We start from the raw sequence: 25,570 nt of genomic DNA, 5'->3' as shown, positions 1-25,570 counted from the left end.
TCAGGTGTTGAAGGAGAAAACGACGGGTTTGTCGAACAGACGCGCCCAAGCGTTTGTGCTGGCGCGCTGGATAGCCACGATGGACGTCCCCTTGGTCCACCAACCGTTGCCGACGGCAATGACGACGTCCGGATCGTGGAGCATGGATTGGAGAAGGGGCCAGACGATCAGTTGCTCGTAGCAGATCAGGGGTGCGGCCCGCCTGTAGGCAATTGTCGCGACCGGGTTCGCGAAGAAATGCGCTCGCGCTCCGCCGCTCTGACCGAGGAGGGGCCGCCAAGGCTGCCACATCGAACCTGGCACCGGCATGCGCTCGCGATAAAGGAGGCGAGCCCCGTCGCTGGAGATGGCGATCAGAACATTGTCGTATCCGCCTGCATCTACGACAGCGGCGCCGGCGATAACGGTGGCGTCAGTTGCCTGCAAAGCTCGCACCCATAGCCGCTCGACGGTCGGCGTCCAGAAGCCAAGAGCGCTTTCGGGAAGAACAATCGAGCGGGCGCCGCCCGATGCCCGATCCGTGACCGTGGCAATCAGATCACGGTAACGCTGCAAGCTAGTGTCGCGCCCCAACGACGCTCCCATTTCGAGATCGACCCCCTGCCAACCTTGGGGTAGCGTCGATTCGTCCCAGGTTGCGGCGGACCCGATCCAAAAGCCTGCCAGGACGATCGCGACAGCTCGCCACATGCGGGTTACGAGGCCCATGAGGCCGGCTGTCACGGCAACCAGCCCCCACCATCCCCATCCTGGAAACAGCACGCCCGCGGCCGTGATCGGATGAGCCCAGCCGGTGATGCCGAATGGCGGAATGGCCATCAGAGCCGCTGCCAGGAAATAGTGACACGGACGAGCACCCGTCTCCTTCGTCCAGAGGACGGTGTACACGATGACGAAGCCGGTCGACGCACAGAGCCAGAGCAATAATCCAGGCCAGAGGTCAGACGAATAGAAGGTGGCTACGCCCTGCGGCAGACCGCGTGACGCAGCGAGAAAATAGCCGGCCGAGACAAACGCGGCCGTCAGCCTCGTTCGCGCAAGCGCCCAGAGAACCGGAAACGCGAGCGCGACCGGGAGAAGGAGGACATGTCCACTCCATCCCACCGTCCCGGCGACGATTGAAACGGCCATCAATGCGGTTGGCTGGAGGTGCTCACGGCGCATAGGTGAGCACCGGTTGCGCCAGACCGAGGATTCCGGAGGCGGGCAGGGGGCCGAAATAGCGGGAGTCATAGGAGCTCCTGAACGGTGAATGGAGAAAGACGCTTTCGTCGGGCACGACGCCGCCGGGAAATGGCTTCATCGACCGGCCATTGCCGTCCCGCTCTGCCAGATCGGAAAATGGGATTGGATGCCCATCGATTGTCACTCGGGCGCCGATTTGAACATGCTGCCCGGGGACTGCGACGACGGTCTTGATGAGCGGCGCTACGCCGCCCGGGCAGGTGCCGGAGCGGAGATAACCACGCTCTCTCGCCGCCATCATCACCGCAGTTTGCGGAGGGCAAATGAAGACAAGGTCTCCGGCAGCGGCCGGGCGATCGAGCGCCACGATCCGCCAGAGGCCGAGGGGTTCGCTCGGTGTCAGGTTGATGCGGAAACCGCCGACGATTGCGGCAGCAACACCGCTGCCAACGATGGATGCCGCCAAGGCCAAGAGCACGACTGCATGCGCCCTTTGAGCGCGTCGCGTCCCAAACGCAAACACGGATGTCTTCATTTGAGCGAGAGCCCCTGGCTCTTCGTCTGACGCAGGGTCTCCGCTTGCTTCAGCGCCTCGGTCGTGCGCTCATGAGCGGCGAGTTGCTGCACCGTCCGCATCGAATTCCACGCCGATTGCACCTCCGTCTTCTGTCCGGCCGTCATTCCCGAAGTGACGGCACTGAAGGTCTGTCCATTGGGTTCCTTCGCGGCAAGCGACAGGAAGGTTCGCTCGCCGAACCGCTCCGATACCGCCTTGGCGAAACCCTCCAGTTCCGCCTTCACCATTTTGTCGGCGAGCGCGTATTCGAGACCGGCGGGCAGGTCGTTCCGGTCGATCGCATCGCGAACGCGTTCCAATGTTTGTTTTGCGTTTGGCGACAGTGCGGGAATATCGATCGAGACCTTCAGCCGGACGGCACGTTCTTCGACCTCGAACTTGCGTTCCGCCTCCGCCCGCTGGCGCAGATAGCGCTCCAAATTTCGGGCCAGCGCCGGCGCATTGGTCCCAGCCTTCTCGCGCTCCTGTCTGTCGGAGCGGCTGGCGAGGATCCCGGTCTTGCCCTTCAGCGCGCCGAAGCTTTCGGGCTCCGACCCAAGCTTGGCCAACGTGGATTTCTGGGCGGTCTCGTCCTTCAGCATTGCATCGACATTGACTGCCTTGAACGCGCTTTCCGGCTGGGCGTAAACGAGGTGGAAGCGGGTCGAGACCTCCTCCCATTGCTTCTTCAATCCTGGATCGGCGGCGATCTTGTCCTCGATCGCCTGGTCGACCGATTTGGCGAAGGTTGTGATGCCCGAGACCATCGGCTTTGCCTCCTTGGTGTTGTTTTGGGTTGGGGACTGCGCGGCGCCGCGGATGAGGCCGAGCTTGCCGGCGACGGCGGCAAGGCGAGCGCCGAGATTGGCAAGTTTTTGCTTTTGGCTGACGACCCATTCCAGCCGGTCGCGAACCAGGGTTCGGGCGACGTTGACCAGATGCAGACCGCGTGCTTCGGCAAAACGAAGCGCCTCGCGGTAGAAGTCACTTTTCTCGTAATCGAGAGTCGTTTCCTTCGCGTTCCTTCGCGACAAGATCGGGATCAACCCACCGTTCTTCGCGAAGGATCTACGGCCGTAGTAGACGGTCAGGTCCTCACGATGACGGGTCATGGCGACATAGGTGAGATGGCGATCGAGCGAAAGGGAAGCGAGCACCTTGACCTGGTCGACCGTCGCGCCCTGGCTCTTGTGGATGGTCGTGGCATAGCCGTGATCGAGGTTGTTGTAGAAGCGCTGTTCGACCAGCACCTGGCGAGCATTCTCCCTCTCGCCGATCCGCGCGGTGATGCGTCCTGGTCCCGTCTCGACGACCTTGGCCAGCATGCCGTTCTTGACGCCGAGCGATCCCTCGTTCTTCAGGAAAACGATCTGATCGCCGACGGCGAAGTTGCGTCCGCCATCGGCGGTCTTGAACATGGTTCCCTGGTCGAGAACCCCGCGTTCGATAAGCTTGATGCGCGCCATTTGGTTGAGCATGCGCACGTCGCGGCGCAGATGAGCGAGGATAAGCGACGTCTTTGCCGGATCGTAATCGCGGTCCCAGGCAGCGATCAGGTTGTCGACTGCGTCGGCTTTCAGGTCCGATCCTATTATCTTGCCATTGGCACGGTAGGCGTCGACCGCCCGGCCGACCTTACCGCGCGCGAGATCGAGCGAGGCATAGCGCATCCATTGCTGGCGCTGGCGATAGATCGTTTCGAGTTCGGCATAGCCGATGCGATCGGCGATGGCGCGGAAGGCAGCCCCAGCCTCGATCGGTTGAAGCTGTTCGGGATCGCCGACGAGAACGAGCTTGGCACCGGCTTTCGTCACCGCTTCGACGAACAGCGCCATCTGCCTAGATGACACCATGCCGGCCTCGTCGAGAACGAACACCGTCTTGCCATCGAGCTGGTCACGGCCCTGGTTCCAGCGAAGGTCCCACGATGCAAGGGTCCGAGAGATGATGCCCGCTTCCTTCTCCAGGCCCTCGGCCGCCTTGCCGGCAAGTGCTGCGCCGACGACCCGATAACCGGCCGCTTCCCATGCCTCCCGCGCCGCCTTCATCATCGTCGTCTTGCCGGCGCCGGCGCGGCCGATCACGGCGGCGATCCGCTCAGGTCCCGCCACATGTTCGATCGCGGTCCTCTGCTCGTCAGATAGACGTTCATGACGCTCGAATGTCGCCGCCAGCACTGCGTCGCGAACGCCATGCGAAGAGCGCTGAGACAGCCAGATGGCGCGATTGGCCATCTCGGCTTCGAGCCGGATCATGTCGCGCGTCGTGTACTTGGCGGGCACTCGGATACCGGTGGCAAGGTCGATCCGCTCGCGCTCGATGCGGAAGGTTTCGGGGTGCAGAATGATCCGTACCATAAGGCTTTGGAACAGATCCGCGTCGTCGACGTAGCGGTGGAGGATCTTAGCCACGTCGCGCTCGTCGAAGACGCTCTTCTCACGCGTGATCAGGTCGAGCACGAGCTTCGGATTATGGTCGATTCGTCTCGCGTTCTCGGCCCTGCGAGCCTCCTGCAGTTCGAGGCGTTCGAGCTCGACCGGGTCGGACGCACCATCTGATTTTCGCTCGATCGCCTTCGTGCCGACGCCGAGATGGATAGTCGGCTCGAGTTCAATCCCTTGCTTCTCGAAGGAGCGGCCATCGACGTAAATGTCGAGGCCGGCGAGCGCCAGGTGCCTGTTCTGGCAGGCAAACCAGCCGTCGCGAAACGCGTTGAAATCGTCGATGCTTCCGGCCCAAAGCTCATAGACGATTTTGCCGGCGTCGTTGCGGATCGGATTGCCGTCCGGTCCTGTTACCGGGACCTTCTTGGCTCCAAAACCGTCCGCGGTCAGCGGCCGCAAGGTCGTCATGAGATGAACATGCGGATTGCCGGGCGCATCATGGTAGACCCAGTCGGCCACCATGCCCTTCGCCGTGATGTACTGCTCGACGAAATCCCGCACCAGCGCGATGTTCTGCTTGGGCGTCAGCTCGACCGGCAAGGCGATCGTCACATCCTTGGCGAGCTGCGCGTCGGAGCGCTTCTCGAAATCTTCGACCTTGTTCCAGAAAGCCTCGGAAGCGCCGGACACCGAACGATCGGCAATCATCGAGCGCAGCCATTGCGGCGCGTCGGCGGGAATGACGAACTCCTCATGGAGCAATCCCTGCTTGCGGGTGTAATCGATCGTGCGGGCCTCGCGCTCGAACTCCATCTTGGCGCAATGCCGGTAGGCCGCTGACAGCACGGCGCTGCGGCCTGAGCCGCGGGCGACGACGCTGACGGAGAAATGGGGGACGGCCACGGCGGAACTCTTTCAACAGGTTCTGTCCAAGAGCGGCAGGCCCGCTAGGGGCCTCAAGCAAGGACGTCGCACCAGCGACGTATAATTGCGCCCTTCGGATCCGCTCCTTCGGAACGGCCGGGATCATTCACGAAAGCATCGCCCTTGGCGATTGTAGGATTCACAGTAGTGCGTTCCGCACTCACCTCCGGGACATTGGGTACGAAAGACAAGCTTTCTCACCCAAGGGAGTTAGACGGAATGAAGAAGCCATCCTCGAAAATCCGCGACGAAATCGCCAAGCTCCAGGAGCAGCTCAAGGCCGCCGAGACCCGTGAGGCAGAGCGCATCGGCCGGATCGCCCTCAAGGCTGGACTTGGCGACATCGAGATCGACGAGGCGGAGCTGCAGGGCGCCTTCGAGGATCTGGCCAAACGGTTTCGCGGAGGAAAGGCCGCGACGACCGGAGGGAAGAGGGGAGCTGACGTCGGCGAAAGCAGCGCACCGTCCACGCAGAACCCGTCTGTCGCGCCTGCGGGCGGGACTGCTGAGGCTTGAGCGGATGGCGCGCACGACAATATCCGACGCCCGCAAGAAGGACACGCGGGAGAAGATCGAGCTTGGCGGTCTGATCGTCAAAGCCGGTCTTCACTACGAGAAGCGGGCGCTTCTGCTGGGCGCGCTGATCGATTTGAGCGAGCGGCTCAAAACCAATGTACAGGAACGATCGCGGCTTCTGGCAATCGGTGCGGAGGCCTTTGGGAAAGCCGATGAGTAGGATCATGCTCTTCATCGCCCCCGTCGCGCTCATGATTCTCGTCGCCGTTGGTTTGACCGGGATCGAGCACTGGCTGTCCGGGCTCGGAAAAACGGAAGCCGCACGGCAGACGCTTGGTCGGGCCGGGATCGCGCTGCCTTATGTCAGTGCAGGGCTCGTCGGCATCGTCTTCCTGTTTGCCAGCGCCGGCGCGATCAGGATCAAGACGGCTGGATGGGGCGTCGTCGCCGGCGGTGCGGCGACGATCCTGATCGCCGCAATTCGCGAAACGATGAGGTTGTCTGCGCTCACCGATAAGGTTCCGGCCGGTATGTCCATTTTCTCCTATGTCGATCCGGCGACGCTGATCGGAGCGGCGGCGGCGGCGATTGCCGCATGCTTTGCTCTGCGTGTCGCGTTGGCCGGCAATGCGGCATTCGCCAGCGCCGAGCCGAAGCGCGTCCGCGGCAAGCGGGCGCTGCATGGCGAGGCCGAGTGGATGAAGCTGCCGGAAGCGGCAAACCTGTTTTCGGATACCGGCGGAATCGTGATCGGTGAGCGATACCGTGTCGACAAGGACAGCACCGCAGCGCGCTCGTTTCGTGCCGACGAGCCGGAAACATGGGGCGCCGGCGGCAAATCACCGCTGCTCTGCTTCGACGGCTCGTTCGGTTCGTCGCACGGTATCGTGTTCGCCGGTTCGGGCGGTTTCAAAACAACATCGGTGACGATCCCGACCGCTCTGAAATGGGGCGGCTCGCTGATCGTTCTCGATCCATCGAACGAGGTGGCGCCGATGGTCTCAGCCCACCGGACGAGCGCGAACCGGGATCTGTTTGTCCTCGACCCGAAGAACCCGGCAACAGGCTTCAATGCCCTGGACTGGATCGGCAAGTTCGGCGGGACGAAGGAAGAGGATATCGCCTCCGTCGCCTCATGGATCATGAGCGACAGTGGCGGCGCGCGCGGCGTGCGCGATGATTTCTTCCGAGCCTCGGCATTGCAATTGTTGACGGCGATGATCGCCGATGTTTGTCTCTCCGGTCACACGGAGAAGGAAAACCAAACGCTGCGCCAGGTTCGCGCCAATCTCTCTGAGCCCGAACCGAAGTTGCGGCAACGTCTGCAGGAGATCTACGACAATTCGGACTCGGATTTCGTCAAGGAGAACGTCGCGGCCTTCGTCAATATGACACCCGAAACCTTCTCTGGCGTCTATGCCAACGCGATCAAGGAAACCCACTGGCTGTCGTATTCGAACTATGCCGCGCTGGTTTCGGGTAGGACGTTTTCCACGGGCGATCTCGCCGATGGGAACACCGACGTCTTTATCAACATCGATCTGAAAACACTGGAGACGCATGCCGGCCTCGCGCGCGTCATTATCGGCTCGTTCCTCAACGGGATATATAACCGTAATGGGACTATGCCCGGCAGAGCGCTCTTCCTCCTCGATGAGGGGGCGCGGCTCGGATACATGCGGATCCTGGAAACGGCGCGCGATGCCGGCCGAAAGTACGGCATCACGCTCACCATGATCTACCAGTCGATCGGCCAGATGCGCGAAACCTATGGCGGGCGCGACGCCGCCAGCAAGTGGTTCGAGAGCGCGAGCTGGATCAGTTTTGCGGCGATCAACGATCCGGAAACGGCGGATTACATCTCGCGCCGTTGCGGCACGACGACGGTCGAGATCGACCAGGTCAGCCGCAGTTTCCAGGCGAAGGGATCCTCGCGCACGCGATCGAAGCAGCTGGCCGCGCGACCGTTGATCCAGCCGCACGAGGTGCTTCGCATGCGCGCCGATGAGCAGATCGTCTTTACCGCGGGCAATGCGCCGCTCAGATGTGGCCGCGCGATCTGGTTTCGGCGCGACGACATGAAGGCTTGCGTTGGGACGAACAGGTTTCACAGGCTCAGAGGCACGCCGGAAGCCTCTCGGATCGAGCCGGCGCGCAGTGCAACGAGCAAGGCCGATCCAGAACAATGAAGAGTATCGGAGAAATCAGCATAGCGGCCGCACGAAAGGGCGGGATTTCGGGAATTCTCGTCGTGCGAGGAGCGGGAAACAGCGCAGCCGCAGGAGCCTCAACATAGTGGCCCGGAGGGGAGGCGGGACCGACTGCGCCCCGCTCCCGCACACCATATTGCCGGCCCGACTGCAGGTCGAGGCCGTGCGTCTCCGTAAACGCAGATGAAACCGGGGTCGATATAGGATGAGGCAAACAGGAAGGGAGCGGGCAGGTGGCGAAATCGAATGTGGTTCCGTTCAGAAGGCCGCGGAAATCCGGCGGCAAGAACGATCGCCGTAGCCCGCAGAGAAAATCCCGAACGGGATGGAAGGGTCCACGCATATCGCTGATGGCAGTCATCTCAGCTATTGTCATTGCTGCGGCAGGCTGGCTTGCCTTTGGCGGCGCCGGCAGCCTCCCCGGACTGCCGGCCGTGGCCAAGACACCGGCAGCGGACTCATCGTCGGCCGCGTTTTCAATCTGCGGCGACGGCCGTCATGTGAATTGTGTCGTCGACGGCGACACGTTCTGGTTCCAGGGCCAGAAAATCCGCATTGCCGATATCGACACGCCGGAACTCAGCCCGCCGCGCTGCGAGGCGGAACGGATCAAAGGCGAGGCGGCGAAGGCACGCCTGCTGGCGCTGCTGAATGGAGGCAACTTCTCACTGACGGCCGGCTGGCGCGACGAAGACAAGTATGGCCGCAAGCTCCGGACCGTAACGCGATCGGGACACTCGATCGGCGACACACTTATCGATGAGGGTCTCGCCAGACGCTGGGACGGCGCAAGACATGGATGGTGCGGCTGAGTGCCGCGAGAGGATCGTCGCCCATGGGGCGGAGACCGTGTGCGGGCTCCGTGAGCGCCGCGACTAGAGCCGTGCGCCGCAGGCGTCTCGCCCAAGCCCACCACTCGCGTTTCATCACAGATCTGAATCAATCCATGCCGACCGATTCATAAGTGTCGTTGGACGGGATTCCCGCGATCAGAGATTCTGACCTCATGATCGCGCAACCCTATCATCTCTATGTCGAGCGCTCGGACGCCTCGAAGAACATGGCCCGCTACTACGCCATGTCGATCGAACCCAACCTGTTCGGGGACGTCTGTCTCCTGCGCAAATGGGGCCGCATCGGAAGCAAGGGGCAGATGATGGTCCATCGTTTCGGACGGGAAGAGGAAGCAGTCGAACTGTTTCTCGATCTGCTCCGACAAAAGCGAAAACGCGGTTACCGCCCGCGCGCCTCCGTGGCGAATTGAGAAAGGCCCGCAGAAACGGGCCAACAAGGCGCCTCATTGGCGCCGGTTCCAGTCGGTCTCGAAGGACACCTCGATCTCGACGAAGAACGGGATCTTGATCGCAAGCTTCAGGCCGAGCTTGCCCTTGCGGAAGAAGTGGCTGATTACCTTGCCGAGAGTCCGGAGCCGGCGGCCGGTGGCGGCGAGGAATTGGGCGAGTTGTTGCATGGCGTTTCTCCTTTCGAAATGCGGTTATCGCAGGGGATAAGCGGCAGACCGGAAAGGAGGGACGCACCCAAAGGGCCGGAACGGACGTGGAGGACTTGCCGGCGACTGAATTTTGATCCGCGAGGAGCCGCAGAAGGCGGCGGGGAAAATTCTGGCGGCGGCAGGTTGCGTCGTGACGAACGGGTTGCAACATCCCCGATGAGAGATGACGGCAGGTCGAAAGGAAGAAGCTCAACTGGTCGTTCTCGCCATCATCGCGATGGTCTCGCCGGCATCTCAACGAAGGGCCGCTCTCGCCGCCCTCCGGATGGTCGAGCCCGCCGACGGATTGATTATGATGCTGGGCACCTGATGTAGCTGACACGGGAGGCAGTTACTGCGATACCGGTTTCCCGTGTGATATCCTTGATGACCGGCGCAAGTGAGCCGAGTTCGTCGTCGGTGAGCGCAATCAGCTCCGGATAGTCGATGTCGACGCCGGTATAGTCCGCCGTGAAAGCGATGGACCAATCGCCGCCATTGACGCGGTATTCGTGCGTGTCGAAATCGATGTCCAGTTCATCCAGCAGATTGATGGTGAGGCGTCCGAAGATCTCGGTCTCACCTTCCAGCCGGTACGCGGCATATTCGTCGTCGCCGGCAAGAACGCTCCGCTCCAATGCCATGATAGTCCGGATACGACCGGCAGCCGCCTCGAGCCCATCGAGCAGTCGCTCATGGAGCTTTCGCGAGACGTCGGTATCGCAGCCGAAGCGGTTCGCCAGGACGACGAGCCGGAAACCGGAAAGCTCGGTGTAGAGCGCAAGGTTCTGGTCAGATGTCATTGTGTGATCTCCTCATCTTGATGACGGGGATCGGCCACTCCGTGGCAAAGAGGGGTCAGGGACCGCGGAACGCGGCTCGCAAGCGGGGGAACCGATTTTTCCGGGAAGCGAAGCGGCGGAAAAATTGGGGGAGACCGCGCCGTCCTTGACGCCGGATTGCTGGAGTAAAATAGGACGTCAGAGAGAGAAGAGACCCGCGGCCCCGGAGGGGTCGCGACCGTATCCGGCGTAAGCCGGCGGGAGTGTAGAGGGGTGAAATCCCTGACAGCCGGAAGGCCGGTCGATCCGGCGGACCGGCTCATATTCCAGCAGAATGAAAGCCGCCTCAGAAAGGCGGCTCGGGTTCGATGGTGCCGTCCTGTTCGGCAAGCGCCACGGCCAGGTCGGCCTGGGCGAGCTGAAGCTCCGCTTCGACCTGGGCCCGCTCGTCGGCATCGCAGGCGTTCCTCAACTCGGCGCGCAGTTCTTCGATGTGCTGTTCGATGTTCATCGTCTCATCTCCTTGAGTTCGTGAAAGACGAGACGGCAGGGCGGGAAGACATGTCGGGGTCGAGGAGCGCGGAAGCGACCGGCGGAGCCGGCGAGTGGGGGAGCCGATTTTGTCGGAGTGGAGGAAACCGGAGCGGAGGCAAAATTGGGGGAAACCGCTCGTCCTCGAGGCCGGCATTTCTTCCCGGCACGATAGCCTCCACTGAGCAGACAAATTCCGGTTCCGTATCGCACCGAAAAAGCCGGCGGCAGGCTCGATGCCTGCCGCCGGCTTGTCTTTGTGGCCGGTTGGCCCCGCCTCGGCGGCGGGGCCTGTCCAGATCTCAGTCCCGGTTGGGGCGGGACCAGATCAGCTGGTAGCCCTCCTCGCCCTCGACTTCGGTGAGCGTCGCGTAGATCGGAGCGGGGAAGCTCGGGTCGTCGAGCTTGACCGAGAGGTAGTCGCGGTCCTGCTCGGAGCGCTTCTGCCAGGCGGCACCCAGCTCGACATTGCCGGCGTAGATGCGGAAGTGCGGGCCCTTGTCGGAGGGATTCTCGATGCGGGCGATGCGGGCCTTGACGTTGAGGGCCAGCGTGCGGATCGAGCCGTTGAAGCCGGTTTCGGAAGTGGTGAAGGTGCCGATGGTTGCCATTGTCGTATTCCTTTTGCTGTTTCGGGCCGCGCCCATCGCGGCCTCGATGGCTGTCGCAAGGATCGGGGACGATCGGACCGCACCTGAAAGGCCGCAATGAAATGGAGGGCGGCCAGGAGAAACTTTGTTGTTCCGCGAGGAATGGGCGCATCGCGCTCAGGGGAAGAAAGTTTTGGAAGGCCGTTGCGGGAGGACGATCGAGGCGAAGCCGCTCTCCGGTCAGACATGCCTCATCGAGCCCGCGAATGGAGCGCCGCTGACCCTTGGCAAAGGGACGTGGCAATGGCGGTCGCGCGCAGTTGGGCCATGGCTCCGATCCCGGCGCATCGGCGGACCAATCACTCCGGCTTTAGTTCAGGCCGTACCAGGTCCCGCGACCCGCTCCATGAAGAGTCAGATGCCCCTGTTCGGTCAACGCCCGAAGATGATCCTTGACGGTGTTGCGGCTTGCGCCTGTGGCCTTGGCCGCGTCCATCACCGTGACGCGCCCGCGCTCACGCGCCAGTTCGAGGATCGAGACCGACAACTCCGGCAGGTCGCCCAGCAGGATGCGTTCACGCTCGATCTTGCGCTCGAGCCGCTGCTTCTGGCGCTGCAGGCTCCGGAGGAAAAACTCGACCCACGGATTCCAGTCCTGTTGATCTGTCCGGATCGTGCCCTGCGTTCGACGAAGCGCGAGGTAATAGGCTTCCTTGTTCTGCTCGACAACGCTTTCGAGGGAGCTGTATGGCACGTAGGTATAGCCCGCCCGAAGGAGCAGCAAAGTGGTCAAGGCTCGCGACAGGCGGCCATTGCCGTCCTGGAAAGGATGGATTTCCAGAAAGACCACCACGAAGGCAGCAACGATGAGCAGAGGGTGAAACGTCCCATCCTTCTCCTGGGCCTGTTGCCAGGACACCAGTTCCGACATCCGGCCTGGCGTATCAAAGGGAGATGCTGTCGCGAAGACGACGCCCAGGCTTCGTCCGTCTTCATCGAAGGCTTCGACGTTGTTGGCAAGGGTTTTCCAGTTTCCCCTGTGTCGCTCATCCTTGGTCGAGTGAGCGAGTAGATCGCGGTGGAGTTGGCGGATGTGATTTTCGTCAAGCGGGATCGCGTCGAAGGCGGAGAAGATCGTTTCCATTACCTCGGCATAGCCTGCGACCTCCTGTTCGTCCCGGCTGGTGAACGAGCCGATTCGAAGGTTCGAGAGCAGCCTTTCGACTTCTCGGTCGCTTAGCTTTGCGCCTTCGATACGGGTCGAAGAGCCGATGCTTTCGATCGTCGCGACCCGGCGCAAGCTGGAGAGCCGGTCTGGCGCGATACGACCGAGCGCTCGCCATGCACCTTTGAATTCGTCGATCTCGGCGATCAACGACAGGATCTCAGGTGTGATACGCAGTTTCGCCAGATCAAGGCCCGTCATCCATTATCCCATCCGTTTCCATCCGAATGGGATATGACATACCGGACTCCATTTTTCCATCCATTTTCATCCAATAAGGAAGAACGGCGGAAAAAAGTCAGAGCGCGGGAGAGGCCCCGCCCGGTGGGCGGAGCCTAGAGGACCTCAGTCGCGGTTGGGGCGAGACCAGATCAGCTGGTAGCCGTCCTCGCCTTCGACTTCGGTGAGCGTCGCGTAGATCGGAGCGGGGAAGCTCGGGTCGTCGAGCTTGACCGAGAGGTAGTCGCGGTCCTGCTCGGAGCGCTTCTGCCAGGCGGCACCCAGCTCGACATTACCCGCGTAGATGCGGAAGTGCAGGCCCTTGTCGGAGGGGTTTTCGACGCGGGCGATGCGGGCCTTGACGTTGAGGGCGAGCGTGCGGATCGAGCCGTTGAAGCCGGTTTCGGAGGTGGAGAAGGCGCCGATGGTAGCCATTGTCCAAGTTCCTTTTGCTGTTTCGGTCCGCGCCCATCGCGGCCCCGATGGCTGTCGCAAAGATCGGGGACGATCGGACCGCACCCCCGGGGTCCCCGTTGCGCCTGCGCAATGGGGTGGCTCGTAGGGCCGGAATGAAATGGAGGGCGGCCAGGAGAAACTTTGATGTTCCGCGAGGAATGGGCGCATCGCGCTCAGGGGAAGAAAGTTTTGGAAGGCCGTTGCGGGAGGACGATCGAGGCGAAGCCGGTTTTCGATCAGACACGCCTCATCGAGCCCGCGAAGGACGTGGCTCGGCTCCAGGGCCAAGGGGATATGGCGATGGCAGCTGCGCCCCGACTGCCTGCCGGATCCCTGCAACGGTGGACCTGCCGCCCCGTCCACATGTCAAAATCAGACGTCCGGGAACAGCCGAACCAGGGCGTTGCTTTGGCCGTTCTTCGGGCTATCGTCGTGCTCGCGAATCGTCGCCTGGAGGATCTATGCGTCAGCAGCCAAAGCCGTTTGTCGTCGAAATCAAGCCGTCCCGGAAGCTCAAGCCGATCGACCGGAAAACCTCAATCTGGGGCAAACTGGACCTCACGGCTGATCCCGACACGCTCTCCGCGTTGAAGCCTGAACAGGTGCCGGCCACTGGCGAGACCAAACGACCGACACTGATGGCCCTCAGGCAGCGAGCCGCTCGCCGGCGGTTTCGGGCTGCAGGGAGTGCAGGAAACTTACGGCCCGCTGCGCATGGGCCGCCGCCTGGAAGATGGCCCGCCTGTCGTCGGCCAGGACCTTGAGCCAGGAGCCGAGGTACGAGGCGTGATCAGGGCGGGGCTCGAGTTCGGGAACAATGCCGAGGTCGGCGCAAAGAAAGCAGCTGCCGAGTTCTGCAATCAGTTCCTCTCGCGCCCGCTCTGATTTGTCCTTGGCATAGCGGCTGAGGTCGCGGCCGAGGCGATGCGAAGGCGCCGTCCAATGGGTGACTTCATGACTCAAGGTCGCATAGTAGCTTGCCGCATCCTTGAAGCTCTCAAACGGCGGCATCTGGATGATGTCGGCGGCCGGAGCAAAGAATGCCTGGTTGCCGCCGTGGCGGATCACAGCACCGGTGTGGCCGAAGAAACGGTCGGCATGCTCGATGCGCTCGACCGGATCCGGAGCAGGCGCCGCCTGGTGACGATACTGGTCGGGCAGTCCATCGATCTGTTCGACGTTGAAGACACTGTAGGCCTTCAGGAAAGGGATCTCCCGATCGACCTCGCCGCCATTTCCGTCGGTCTCGGACTTGGTGAACCGGCTGGCGAAGACGACCGTGGCACCCGTCTCGCCCTTGCGGACGGCAGCACCCAGCTCCAGCGCCTGCTTGAACGTCATCCACGTGGACGACGTATATCCCCGGGCGTTGCCCTCCGACCAGAGAAGCAGCACGTTGACGCCAGAATAGGGTTGCCCGTTATGACGCAGCGGCCGGGTAATACGGCCGGCCGTGTTCTCGGCGTTCCATGGCTTCATCCACGGCCGCACGCCCTTCGCCAGATCCTCAACGATTCTATCAGTGATGCGGGTGTAAAGATCGACCCGTTGTTTCTCCGTAGTGCTCACTTCAAGCCTCCATTTTGAGGCCGCGCCCGTCGCGGCCCGTTGCGGAGGGCGGAAGGCAGGAGCCGATCAGCCGGCCGATGCACCGGAACGGCCGGAACTTCAGTGGAGGACGGCGGAGCCGTTGCATCTGCCGGTGGCTCCTGCAGACCCGACGAACGAAACGGGCCGCGACGGACGTACCATCTGCCCGATTTCCGTTCTCTGTTGGCGGCGTCAGCGGCACGAAACAGGCCGGCTCCGTGAGGGAACCGGCCGTTCACGCGTTTGTCGAAGGCGGGGCCGGAGCCCCGCCGACAAAGCCTAGTCGAAGGCCGAGATCTGCGCTTCGGCGGCCTTGCGGCCCAGCGAATGACCCGGCTGCTCGACCGGCCGGTCGAAAGGCTTCCAGGTCTCGCCGATCACCTGGGCATAGGCGGCAACGGCGCCTTCGGCCGCCATTCTGAGCGAATGGGCCTGTATGCCCATGTCGGCGGCGAATTCCCGCTTGCGCTGTGCGGCGCTGTCATAGCCGACCGGACCGTCGAGGTCCTCGTCGCGGGCATCGTTGGCGGCCTTGGCAGTGGCATCGCGCGCCTCGGTGACCGCGCGACTGTAGAACTGGCCGGCGCCGTGGGCCGAGCCGACGAAGGCGCCGACGATCCGTTGCAGGTGGATCTGCATTGCCTTGTCCCGCAGGCCATCACCGAGCGCATCGGCGGTCTCGATGACGAGGCGTTCGTGCAGGTCGCGAATGCCGTCGCTGTCGATGACGGCGGTGCCGAAACTCTCGGCGATCTTCAGGGCCTGGCTTGCGTCCGGGCACGTCAGCCGGACCATTTCGATGGTGGCGCCCTTGCGCAGTTGCACGACGCGGGCGGATTGGCGAGAGGAGGGTGCGGGCTTGGCCATGATCGTTTCCTTTCGAGGTCGTCCAAACGGGCTCCGGCCCATGCCGGTCTGCCCTTCGGTGCGGTCATCCCGAACCGGCGGAAGACGGGCGTTTCAGGGTCCGGCCTTGCCTGGACGAGCGGAGCCGGTTTGCGTGCGAAGTGGGCTACTTGCCCTCGAAACAGCACGCGAGCCTGCTCCGCGAAGGACGGCGGGGTCCGGCCGCCCCGCGGCGCGACAGCGGCCTTGAAGCGCACGGCCGCCGGTTCAGACCGCAGCAAAACCGAAGGGCGATCCGGCAGGGGAGGGATCATGACGTCCTCGAACGAAACGACAGGCGCTGCCACCTCTTTCCGCCTTTCCGGCTCGCTGACGTCAATCGCCGGCCTATCGCTTAACCGGCTTCGGCAACCGGTAGGATTGCAACCAGGTGGGACCGTGCGAGTTACGAAGTCCGCGCAGCAGACCGCCGTCATCATGCGGCGGCCCGCCCATCCAGGCGTTGTTGAGGATCGATTTCCAGCGCCGTCCATGCCTGGCGGCATAGGCCTGAAGTGCTGCATCCTGTTCCGGCGTCAAAGGCGGCAGGGCTTCGCGCGCGAGACGAATGGCGCGCGTTTTTGGTCTGGGATCCGGCTGTGCCTCCCTCTGGGCGATCAGCCGCCTGAGCTCAGCGACACCGGCATTGAGGCAGGCTTCGCCTTCGAGGTGATGGAACTGCAGCCAGAAAGCGGTTCGCTTCGCCGGTGATGCGCCGATGCCTGCTCTTCGCTCCAGGTCTCCGATCGTGCTCATGGCATCCTGCCTCCACGACCCGTGTTTGCGACGACGTTGCCGTCGGAACCCGCTCTCGCCCGCAGCGCCGCGATTGCCGCATCCTGTCGAGCGAGTTTTCTCGAAAGCGCATCGATTTCCGGCTGACGCTCGGCGGTGATCGCTGCCAGATTGACCCGGTAGCGTTCGAGGAAGGCGCCTGGCTCCGGCGCCTTGCCGCGACGATATCCGGAGTGACGGCGACCAAGCTGGGGAATGATCGTAGTCATGCGTCGCATGATCTGCCGGTCGATCAGATCAAGCTGGTGCTGCGTCTGCCGCCGTGCCGATTCCATTCTGGTAAACTGCGCGGCGCGTTGCTCGGAATTGGACATCATGCCGTCCTCTCGCGCCAAGCGACAAAGCTGGAGAGACCCTCATAGGCGGCATGCCGCGTCTCATCGATGACGAAGCCGAAGCCGCCGACCGCGTATTCGTCGCTCGGCACCAGAAAGCGACGCTCTTGCGCATGCTCGCCGCGCACGCCGCCGATGGTAGCGATCACCTCGGTCATACCAGGGTGACGGTCCGAACGAAGAGCCGCGGTGACGATCCAGTCGCCGGCATGTTCCCGTGCGAACGCCTGGGCGTCCCTCTCGTAAGACTCGGCCGGAGCGAGCGACCGACTGAAGATCGTTTCCCAGGCATCCGGCCAACTGTCGCGGATCGTCTTGTCGGCGCACTTGCGCTCATAGGTCGTGAACAGGTCCGGAAAGGTCAGCGCAACGATTGCCCAGGCGGCGTCCTCTTCATACCAGCCGCCATCTATCCTAAGCATCGAGTGGACCTTGGCATTGCGGGCGTCGGAGAGCCTGAAGCCACCATGACCTGCCGTCGTATGGCACACGATTCCGTCGGCGTAGACGGTGGCGCCCTGCGACGGCCCCCATGGGGTGCTGCAGGTCACCCGGACGGTCTGGCGGGATAGTAGCCGCAGTTCGCGGCTGTGCCCGGCCTGTTCGATCATGCGGTTACGGAACGCGGCTTCGCCCTCGACAGAGCCGTGGTGCGAATAGAAATCATCGCGCTTCAGTTCGGCAAGCGGCCGTGACGCGCGCCAAGCACTGGCAAGCAAATACTGGCCATCCCCGGCGGGAACCATGGCGAAGACGAGATCGCCCACACGCGCAACAGCCATGTCGTCGGCGCTTCTGCCGAACTCCACCCCTGACGCGTCAGGGGCGGAGCCTTCGGAGGATTGCGAAGGAAGCATAGTCATGCTGCAGTCCTCCCCTCGATATGATCGGCGGCGACCTCGTCGGCAGTCACCTCAGAGAGAACGGCATGCGGATAGCCGTGCCGGGTGAGCCATTCCACGGCCGCCTGCCGATGGGCTGCCAGGTGGACGAGTTCGGCATTGACGCCCGGGCGATCAAAGATGCGAACAGATCCAAGCGCCGGACGCTCGACAACTTTGAACGCCAGGCCGCTATCGAGCGAGAAGGTCCGGTGGATACGGATGGCGATGATGCCATTTGCGCCGAGCTCGCCTTCATGCAGCGTGAAACACGGTGTCAGACTGGTGGCGCCGACGCCGCGCTTTCCTTCCTTGCGGATCAGCCGACCCTGGCTATTGCGCGTTTGCCAAGCTGACAGTTTCTTCTTGTGGCGCTCGGGCGGTCGTGGGCTACCATCCGACCAGGCGTCGATGGAGCCGATCGGGGCAAGATCATAAATCAGAGACGCGGACATCGCATCCTCCTTCAAGTTTTTGCGGGTGGTGGAAACGAAACCGCCGCCGGGAGGACCGGCGGCGGAAGATCAAGCGGAGATTGACGGGACGGCGGCTATTCCGCCGCGATCCCGAAGGCGGTTTCCTCCTCGTCGGAGGCGGCATCACTCATCGAGTCGGCGACGGGATCGTCATGTCCCGTCGCCGTCGGATCGAGCCCGTCGACTCCGATGCTCTCGCCCTCAGCGCCGTCGCTGTCGTCGCCCGCGACATCATCGGTGTGCTTCATGAGATCTGTGATGTCCTTCGGGTCAGGCGCAAACAGCGCGGCCGGAAGGACGAAGGCAGCATCGGTCGCGAAGTAATCGACGAGTGCTGCGCGGGTTTCGCGGACCCGCGCCCGCGGGACGAGATTGACCGACTTGGCTGCGGCTTCGAGCGCCTGACGCGACAGGCACAAGAGGAAATCCTCCGTTCCCATGTTCGGAAGGAAACCGTCCGCGCCGATCGCATCACCGGCAATGCGCGAGACGACGCCACTGTTCGACATGCCGCGCCGGCATGAGAGCACGTCGATGAGAACGGAGCGGGCGGCAACACGCACGCTGTCCATGTCGAACGACAAGCGTCCGTCTGCGGAATAGAGGCGCGCGACATGACGCTGGAAACGCTTCGACCCGAACACGGTGTCGTTGGCGCCGGAATCGACTCGAACATTGGTGCCAGCGAAGGCCATCACCAGGAGTGCCATCAGCATGTCGTCCTCGATCGGCGCGCGGGCCAGCGCCTCATGCAGCGCATCGGTACGGAAATCACCGATCATATCCTGGCCCTTCTGCGTGACCTCATGCCTGGTCTTCCCGACGGCATCAGTATTGTCATCGGCCCCCGTCGAAGCGTCACCGGCGGGACCGGATCGCCCTTCGGTTTTCCTCGCCTCCGGCATCCGGTAGTGGACGCTCTGCACCTTGCCGTCGCGATCGAGATACATCGCGGTGCAATCGCCCTTGGCCGGCTTGCCGTAGATGCGTTCGGCCTTCTTCGGCAGTTCCGGCTGGCCCCAATTGTTGACCTCGACGATGGCGCCCTTCTTCGGAAGGTTGCTCGTCATCCACTCCTGCTGTGCGCCAAGAAAGGCTTCGACATTGGTGGTGTAGCGATTGTCTTGATCGGCCGGGCCGAACAGGTCCTCGGCCCACTCGATACCGTAAGCCAGGCGAAGATCGTCGCCGAAGCTTGCATCGCGGGCGTACATGCGGGTTTTCGAGAGGCCGTTGGCGACTTGCCACCAGGCTGCCGTGTCGCCGTTCTTCGGCTTGTGGGCTTTCCAGACCTCTTTCTGCTCCTCGGAGGATGCGGCCGCGATCGTCCTCAGTTGCTGCTCGTTCGGCATGTCCCCCTTCGCCATCTGGTCGAGCATTGAAGGCAGCACGTTGGCGAGCAGACGGAGCTTGCGGATTTGGCGGACGGGGAGCGCAAGCGCCACGGCGATCGCCTCCTCGGTCCAGCCGAGCGCGACCAGTCGCTCGATGCCCCTCCATTGGTCGACCGGGTTCAGCGGCTCGCGCGCGATGTTCTCGATCATCGAGCGCATGGCGCCGTTGTCGTTGGCCGCCTCCACGACGATCACCTCGATTTCCTCGATACCGGCGGCGATCGCCATGCGGGTGCGCCGGTGACCGGCTTCGATGACGTAGCCGTTGCCGCCTGCCTCCGGGAAAATGACCGGCGGCTGGATCACGCCGACGGCCTTGATCGTCGCCAAAAGCAGGGTGTCGGCCTGCGGCGTCGACTTCGATTGGCGCGTGTTATCGGGGTTGTCCTTCAGCGCACGCGGATCGACCTTCATCAGTTGCATGGTATGCTCCTTCTCGGGGATTGGACACGGCCCTCTGCCTGCCCTTCTCGCGTCTTCATTCTTTTCGAAGACACTTCCCGGACCGCGGAGCGGGCGGCCGGGTGCAACTGCGGCCGAGCATTGCTGCCGCAAAGGACGAGCGGGGCTGACAGCCCTGCGAAGGACGAGTGGCCGGGATGCGGAGGCGGCGGTTGAGCGTCAGCGGCGACCGGCGGACTGCTCTGCGACCGGTTCATCTCCCTCTTCCTTCTTTTTTCCTTTGCTTGCCTTCATTCGGCACTGACGCGCCGGCCTGCAAAACGCATCGGCTTGCACGCGACTGGATGGCGATCGGGATAAGATGGGAGACAAAAAAATGGGCCAACGGAAACCGCGGCCCATGAAGTGTGAAGGTCAATAAACCTCCAGAGGGGAACAGCTGCTGCGGCGGAACTGGGAGGAAAGCCGCCATGCGCATCAGCTGTGTGCACTATGCTCGAATTTTAACCACTTGGAAAACACTTTTTGTGCACTGCAGCTATGTGAATGCTGCAGCGCTCCCAAAATCCGAGCAGATGGAGGTCCGGCAAATGGCGTCGGAACTCAGACCGCTTCCGAGTCTGACAAGCCCTCCTCACGTGCCACAGCTGCCAATGCCTGGTCGACGTCCCGTAGCTGCCGGCGCTTCTCGGCGAGTTCTTCGGAAAACGCAAACAGGCCGCCCTCGCGCGAGCGGTAGGAGGCAAGACGCCGCTGGGCGTCATGCAGGCGATGGCGATAGCGTTCCTGTTCCTCGTCAAAACCGTCGAGCGCGTGCTCGAGGCGGGAGGTAGCGCCAAGCGGCGTCACGATCACCGGCAGATCGATTTCGTAATCGGCTCCAGTGCGTTGGAGAAGGGTCGTGTAGCGATACCCATCGTCGCTGCCGAACCGCTCGCCGGAATAGACGAGGTCAAAGCCCCCGACCGAGGCGATGACGCTGTCGTCTTCCTGCTGGAGCTGAACAAGGGTGAGAATTTCCTTCATCAAGGCGCGACCGGCGGCTTTCCGTTCGTCGAAAGCCTCGCCGACGACAGTCATGACAAAGGCGTCGGCCGCCGTCGGGACGAGGCGCTCGATATCCTTGCCGATTTCCGCAATCCGCCGCTTCGAAATCTCGATATCGCGTTCGGCGTCACGGATCTGCCGGCGAACGGCATATTGATCGTCGTCATGGGCGGCGCGCAGCCGTTCGAGACGGGCAATGTCCGCCTCGAGTCCCGCCTTCTGCATCAGGCGCTCGTCACCGCTGGCAATCGCCTTGGCCATGGCGAACTGATTGGCCGCTCCTTCGCCGAGATCCTCCAGCCGCCGGATCGAGGTGTCGCCGGACAAAGCGGCCGCGATAAAGCGCGCCTTGCGTTCGTTGTTCTGCCACATCGAGGCATCGAGCGAGCCCTGGGTGGCGTAGGCGAAAATATCGACCTCGTCATGCTGATTGCCCTGGCGCACGATCCGGCCCTCGCGCTGTTCAATCTGCGAGGGCAGCCACGGGACGTCGAGATGATGCAGTGCCTTGAGACGAAGCTGGGCATTGACGCCGGTTCCCATCGTTTCCGACGAGCCGATCAGGAAGCGGATCTTGCCGGCGCGGACGTCCGCGAACAGACGCTGCTTGGCCTCGGTCTTCTTGTAGTCCTGCATGAAGGCGATTTCGGATGCCGGAACGCCCATGCGCACGAGCTCATCCCTGATCCAGCGGTAGGCGGAAAATCCTCTGCTCTTCTCGACGTTGATGGTGCCGAGATCGGAGAAGATCATCTGCGCCGCGCCTGGGAGATCGAAGGGCTTGCCGTCCGGTCGCGCAAACGTGCTTTGCGACGTCTCCTGCCAGATGCGGAAGGCGTTCTGGACCAACAGGTTGAGCTTGTTGTCCGGCTCGTTGTCGTTGTCCGCGTCGACCAGTCGGAGATCGATGGCGGCATGACGACCGTCGGTGATGACGGAGAGCAGGATGTCGTCGCCGGGCTGCGCCGGCCCCTCGCGCATCTCGATCGCCTTGATACGGGCGTCTAGGACCGTCTGGTAATTTTTGAAGGCCTGCGTCGGCTTGGCCGTCAGGATCTGCCGGCGGCCGGTCGAGATATCGGGCACCTTGACGTATCCGCGAAGATCCTCTGGCATCACCACGTCGGCGAAGGACCGGAACATCGCGATCAGTTCCGGCACGTTGACGAAGGAGGCAAAGCGGCTGACAGGCTTGTATTTGCCTGATGGCTGGATCTCCAGTTCCGTCGTCGTATCACCGAAGGTCGAGGCCCAGGCGTCGAATTCATGCAGGCCGCGTTCAGCCAGTGCTGCGTGGCCGAGCAGGCGTTGGACGGAGAACATCTCGCCAAGCGTATTGGTGATCGGCGTGCCGGAGGCGAGAACCAAAGCCCGGCCGGGGTTCTTCGTTTCGATGAAGCGGGACTTGACGTAGAGGTCCCAGGCACGCTGCGAGCCGTTCGGATCGATGCCTTTCAACGTCGACATGTTGGTGGCGAAGGAAAGCTTGCGGAATTCCTGCGCCTCATCGACGATAACCTGGTCGACGCCGATTTCGGAAATGGTCAACAGGTCGTCCTTGCGGGTGGATAACGCCTCCAGTCGTTCGTTGAGCCCTTCCTTAAGCCGCTCCAGCCGCTTGCGAGAGACACGGTCCTCGCTGTCGACCTTGGTCAGCAGATCCTCGTAGAGCTGCAGCTCGTCCTGGATCATCTGTTGCTCGAACAATGACGGGACAGCGATGAACCGGAATGCCGAATGGGTGATGATGATCGCGTCCCAGATCGCGGTCGCCGCGCGCGATAGGAAACGGGCGCGCTTGTCTTTAGTGAAATTCGTTTCGTCGGCGACGAGGATGCGCGCATTCGGGTAGAGCGCCAGAAATTCACGCGCGGCCTGTGCCAGGCAATGGCCGGGCACGACGAGCATCGCCTTGGCGATCAGCCCGAGCCGGCGCTGTTCCATAATGGCGGCCGCCATCGTCATCGTCTTGCCGGCACCGACGGCGTGCGCAAGATAGGTCGAGCCCGACGAGATGATGCGCCAGATGCCACGCTTCTGATGCCCATAAAGAACAAAGGCGCCAGAGGCGCCGGGAAGCATGAGATGGGAGCCGTCGAATGTTCGCGGCGCGATGTTGTTGAAGCGGTCGTTATAGACCCGCGCCAGCCGGTCGGTGCGATCTGGGTCGGTCCACACCCAGTTCTGGAAGGCCGTCTTGATCTTCTGCAGCTTGTCGCGCGCGGCTTCGGTATCGACGACGTTTAGTACGCGCCGCTCGCCGTCCGCATCCTTGAAGACGTCGAAGATCTGCGGCACGCGGCTGTTCAGCGCATCGGCCAGTAACTCGCCAGCGTGGCGTCGGTCGGTGCCCCACTCGGATGTGCCGGCGGCCGTCCATCCGAGCTGCCTCGCCTCGACGGTCCATGAGCCAAGTTCCGGCATGTGATGGATCCTGATCTCCGCACCCATCGTCTCGTGGATGAAGTCGACGATATCGGCTGCCGGGATCCAGGGCGCGCCCAGCCGAGCGGTAATATCCGACGGGCGAAGGTCGGCGGGCTGCACCGCCTGCAGCGCACGGACATTGCGCTCATAGACAGCATCGAGGCCGGCCGCGGCTTCCGCGGCAGCAAGTTTGGTGCGCACTGCGCCCGAGAGATAGGCGTCCGCGGTCTGCCAGGAGCCGTCAGCCGGATCACGAAAGATTGCGTCACCGAGCGCATCGAGAACCGCATCCGTGTCGCAATGGAGAAGCTCGGCGATATGATCGAGGTCGACGCGCCCGCGCTCGTTGAGGACGACGGCCAAGGCATCGGCTGCGGAGGTGATGACGGGCGGGGAAGGGGGCGCAATGACGCGTTCTGAGAAAATCGGCCCTGGCCGTGCGGTGTCGGTTTCGAGGTCATAGTCCTCGATGGAGGCGACCAGCCAGCAATCCGGATCGTCGCGGAATGGCTGCAGGTTCGGCTGGCGATGGGTTTCACGAACCTCGCCCGTCGCCTCATCCTCGATGATCGAAACCGTAATGTGGTTGATCGGGCCGAAATCGCGCACGAAGTTCGACCAGGCGATGCGCAGCCGCACTTGGCAGTCGCGCCACGGCCGGTCCAGTTCCTGCGCTTTCAGGACCTCGCGCACGGCGTCGCGGATCGGGATCAGTTTGCGAATGATCCGGACGTGCTTTTCCGAAATTCCCGCGCCGCTGCGCGCCTTGCGCACATGAACCGGAACGGGTTTGCCGTCGACGATCTGCATCAGACCATGTCTGACGTCTACAAAATAGCTGCCCCCGCGCACCTTGGCATTGTCGGGACGGAAATCGACGATCTCGGCAAGCTCATCCTCCAGATCGATGTCGATGGCGGTCGGCTCGCCGTCATAAAGGCCTTCGGGAAGAAGCGTGACGGCTTCCGTCAGTGCCACGCCGAGTTCCTCGTCGGCGCGGGGCCGGCACGTATAGGTCTCCCCGAAGGGACCGCAGGTCAGGGCATGATCGCCGAGCACGAACTCCGGATGCTGCGCGAACCAGCGGTTTACGCGGATCACCCCCTCGTCCTCGACAGCCGGTCGGACTTCTTCAAGGTCGAGCCACGAAAGATCACCCTCCGGTTCGACGGCCTTGCGCTTGCGGAAGAAGAGGATGTCGACCACGACGTCCGTTCCGGCGTCCCGCCGAAAACTGCCTTCGGGCAGTCGGATCGCGGCAATCAGGTCCGCGGACTTGGCAATATGCTCGCGGGCGGTGCCATCCGCCTTGTCCATCGTGCCGGCGCTGGTGACGAAGGCGGCGAGGGCGCCGGGTTTCAGGAGATCGATCGATCGGGCGATGAAGTAATCGTGCAGCCGAAGACCGAGCGAACGATATTGCCGGTCGGAGCGAACCGTCCGATCGGAGAAGGGCGGGTTGCCGATGGCAAGATCGTAGATCGCATTGAGGTCGGTGCGTACGAAATCGCCGTTGACGATGCGCGCCTTCGGCTGCAGCAGTTTCGCGATGCGGGCCGTGACGGGATCGAGTTCGACACCGGTGACGTAGGTCAGTTCGCGATATTGTTTCGGCATCAGCGCAGGAAAGAGCCCGGTGCCGATACCCGGCTCCAGCACGCGGCCGCCGCGCCAGCCGAGACGTTGAATGCCCATCCAGATTGCCCGAATGACGAATTTGGGGGTGAAGTGGGCATATTGGGTGCAACGGGCGAGCGACGCGTATTCGCCCTCGCTGACCGCTGTCTCCAGCGAGTTGCCGAGATCGTCCCAGCCTGCCCGGAAGTCAGTTTCCCCCGGCCGCCGGAATATGCCATTCGCAAGCTCACCGGCGCCGAAACCAGTGAAGCGGATCAGCCTCGCCTGCGCGGCTGGGGTCGCCGGCAGGTTCATCTTCTCGATTTCGTTGGCGGTGAGGATGGCCACGACATTGATGCGTGCCCGCTCCTTCCAGGTCGCGGCGAGATCGCGGTCGCCGTCGTCGAGATAGAAGTTGGCGCGCTGCCCTTGCTTTCGCGGGACCGGCTGGTTGGTCGCCGGCAGAGCCCGCGCCGGCGCAGGAGAGGGCGGGGTCGGGTCGGACTCTTCGTCGTTGGCGGCAAAACCGCCGAACGCGGTGACGCCAAGACCGAGTCCTGATGACAAAGCGCTGCTACCAAACATATCGAGGGTGAAGGGATCGTTGCTCATCGAAAGTTCCTTGTAAGCGAGCGTCATCGATCCGCCGCA

Annotated in this window: 22 protein-coding genes; 5 read left to right on the top strand and 17 right to left on the bottom strand. The window is 62.9% G+C overall.

The annotated features are described in order from the left end of the window. From B5E41_RS20965 to traA, 3 genes are read right to left on the bottom strand one after another with little or no spacing between them, the layout of a single operon-like run. A complete protein-coding gene (locus B5E41_RS20965) occupies positions 1 to 1,164 on the bottom strand; it encodes a conjugal transfer protein TraB (protein ID WP_088395885.1) in 1,164 nt (387 codons plus the stop codon). Further along, positions 1,154 to 1,720: a conjugative transfer signal peptidase TraF gene (traF, locus tag B5E41_RS20960; protein WP_088395884.1), complete on the bottom strand. Its 567-nt coding sequence runs from the start codon at positions 1,718 to 1,720 to the stop codon at positions 1,154 to 1,156. Before traF ends, B5E41_RS20965 begins: the two co-directional genes overlap by 11 nt. Next, positions 1,717 to 5,028, bottom strand: coding sequence for a Ti-type conjugative transfer relaxase TraA (traA, locus tag B5E41_RS20955; RefSeq protein ID WP_088395883.1), 3,312 nt, complete (start codon positions 5,026 to 5,028; stop codon positions 1,717 to 1,719). The genes traF and traA overlap by 4 nt, the downstream gene beginning before the upstream one ends. A gap of 240 nt (positions 5,029 to 5,268) precedes the next feature. Here traA and traC point away from each other — a divergent pair, with 240 nt between their 5' ends. From traC to B5E41_RS20930, 5 genes are all read left to right on the top strand, one after another. Next, positions 5,269 to 5,565 (top strand): conjugal transfer protein TraC, encoded by a 297-nt coding sequence (gene traC / locus B5E41_RS20950; RefSeq protein ID WP_088395915.1) that lies wholly within the window; start codon positions 5,269 to 5,271, stop codon positions 5,563 to 5,565. Positions 5,566 to 5,569: 4 nt separating this feature from the next. Continuing rightward, positions 5,570 to 5,785, top strand: a complete 216-nt coding sequence (gene traD / locus B5E41_RS20945; protein ID WP_176439450.1) for a type IV conjugative transfer system coupling protein TraD — start codon at positions 5,570 to 5,572, stop codon at positions 5,783 to 5,785. Continuing rightward, on the top strand, positions 5,778 to 7,754 hold the full coding sequence (gene traG, locus B5E41_RS20940) for a Ti-type conjugative transfer system protein TraG (protein WP_088395882.1): 1,977 nt from the start codon (positions 5,778 to 5,780) through the stop codon (positions 7,752 to 7,754). Before traD ends, traG begins: the two co-directional genes overlap by 8 nt. Before the next feature lie 371 nt (positions 7,755 to 8,125). Then, complete coding sequence (locus tag B5E41_RS20935) at positions 8,126 to 8,587, top strand: thermonuclease family protein (RefSeq protein ID WP_210259757.1); 462 nt, start codon at positions 8,126 to 8,128, stop codon at positions 8,585 to 8,587. A 194-nt stretch (positions 8,588 to 8,781) separates the two neighbouring features. Further along, positions 8,782 to 9,039: a WGR domain-containing protein gene (locus B5E41_RS20930; protein ID WP_088395880.1), complete on the top strand. Its 258-nt coding sequence runs from the start codon at positions 8,782 to 8,784 to the stop codon at positions 9,037 to 9,039. A 33-nt stretch (positions 9,040 to 9,072) separates the two neighbouring features. Here the strand turns inward: B5E41_RS20930 and B5E41_RS31825 are convergent, their stop codons facing one another. The 14 genes from B5E41_RS31825 to B5E41_RS20845 form a co-directional block, all read right to left on the bottom strand. Further along, positions 9,073 to 9,246 carry a hypothetical protein gene (locus tag B5E41_RS31825; RefSeq protein ID WP_169594788.1) on the bottom strand — a complete coding sequence of 58 codons (174 nt, stop codon included), beginning with the start codon at positions 9,244 to 9,246 and terminating at the stop codon, positions 9,073 to 9,075. Between the two features lie 332 nt (positions 9,247 to 9,578). Further along, positions 9,579 to 10,070: a hypothetical protein gene (locus B5E41_RS20925; RefSeq protein ID WP_088395879.1), complete on the bottom strand. Its 492-nt coding sequence runs from the start codon at positions 10,068 to 10,070 to the stop codon at positions 9,579 to 9,581. Positions 10,071 to 10,395: 325 nt separating this feature from the next. After that, entirely contained in the window at positions 10,396 to 10,560 is a 165-nt protein-coding gene (locus tag B5E41_RS31820) for a hypothetical protein (protein WP_176439449.1), read from the bottom strand. A gap of 322 nt (positions 10,561 to 10,882) precedes the next feature. After that, positions 10,883 to 11,191: a DUF736 domain-containing protein gene (locus tag B5E41_RS20910; RefSeq protein ID WP_004119799.1), complete on the bottom strand. Its 309-nt coding sequence runs from the start codon at positions 11,189 to 11,191 to the stop codon at positions 10,883 to 10,885. 349 nt (positions 11,192 to 11,540) lie between these two features. Continuing rightward, positions 11,541 to 12,545 (bottom strand): Fic family protein, encoded by a 1,005-nt coding sequence (locus B5E41_RS20900; RefSeq protein ID WP_245303128.1) that lies wholly within the window; start codon positions 12,543 to 12,545, stop codon positions 11,541 to 11,543. Positions 12,546 to 12,740: 195 nt separating this feature from the next. Continuing rightward, positions 12,741 to 13,049 carry a DUF736 domain-containing protein gene (locus B5E41_RS20895; RefSeq protein ID WP_088395876.1) on the bottom strand — a complete coding sequence of 103 codons (309 nt, stop codon included), beginning with the start codon at positions 13,047 to 13,049 and terminating at the stop codon, positions 12,741 to 12,743. A gap of 666 nt (positions 13,050 to 13,715) precedes the next feature. Next, positions 13,716 to 14,639, bottom strand: a complete 924-nt coding sequence (locus tag B5E41_RS20885) for an ArdC family protein (protein WP_088395875.1) — start codon at positions 14,637 to 14,639, stop codon at positions 13,716 to 13,718. Positions 14,640 to 14,939: 300 nt separating this feature from the next. Continuing rightward, entirely contained in the window at positions 14,940 to 15,527 is a 588-nt protein-coding gene (locus B5E41_RS20880) for a hypothetical protein (RefSeq protein WP_010055642.1), read from the bottom strand. Positions 15,528 to 15,893: 366 nt separating this feature from the next. After that, complete coding sequence (locus tag B5E41_RS20875; RefSeq protein WP_088395874.1) at positions 15,894 to 16,301, bottom strand: hypothetical protein; 408 nt, start codon at positions 16,299 to 16,301, stop codon at positions 15,894 to 15,896. Further along, positions 16,298 to 16,654: a hypothetical protein gene (locus B5E41_RS20870; protein WP_176439452.1), complete on the bottom strand. Its 357-nt coding sequence runs from the start codon at positions 16,652 to 16,654 to the stop codon at positions 16,298 to 16,300. Before B5E41_RS20870 ends, B5E41_RS20875 begins: the two co-directional genes overlap by 4 nt. After that, positions 16,654 to 17,538, bottom strand: a complete 885-nt coding sequence (locus B5E41_RS20865) for a DUF7007 domain-containing protein (RefSeq protein ID WP_088395872.1) — start codon at positions 17,536 to 17,538, stop codon at positions 16,654 to 16,656. Before B5E41_RS20865 ends, B5E41_RS20870 begins: the two co-directional genes overlap by 1 nt. Next, the gene (locus B5E41_RS20860; protein WP_088395871.1) at positions 17,535 to 18,011 is read right to left on the bottom strand and encodes a hypothetical protein; all 477 of its coding nucleotides are present in this window, start codon (positions 18,009 to 18,011) and stop codon (positions 17,535 to 17,537) included. The genes B5E41_RS20865 and B5E41_RS20860 overlap by 4 nt, the downstream gene beginning before the upstream one ends. A 95-nt stretch (positions 18,012 to 18,106) precedes the next feature. Then, positions 18,107 to 19,849, bottom strand: a complete 1,743-nt coding sequence (locus tag B5E41_RS20855) for a ParB/RepB/Spo0J family partition protein (protein ID WP_088395870.1) — start codon at positions 19,847 to 19,849, stop codon at positions 18,107 to 18,109. A gap of 582 nt (positions 19,850 to 20,431) precedes the next feature. Continuing rightward, positions 20,432 to 25,531: a helicase-related protein gene (locus B5E41_RS20845; protein ID WP_088395913.1), complete on the bottom strand. Its 5,100-nt coding sequence runs from the start codon at positions 25,529 to 25,531 to the stop codon at positions 20,432 to 20,434. Positions 25,532 to 25,570: the final 39 nt, after the last annotated feature.

It is taken from the genome of Rhizobium esperanzae (genome assembly GCF_002204185.1).
GTDB classification, from domain to species: domain Bacteria; phylum Pseudomonadota; class Alphaproteobacteria; order Rhizobiales; family Rhizobiaceae; genus Rhizobium; species Rhizobium esperanzae.
This window is presented reverse-complemented; position numbering and strand designations above follow the sequence as displayed.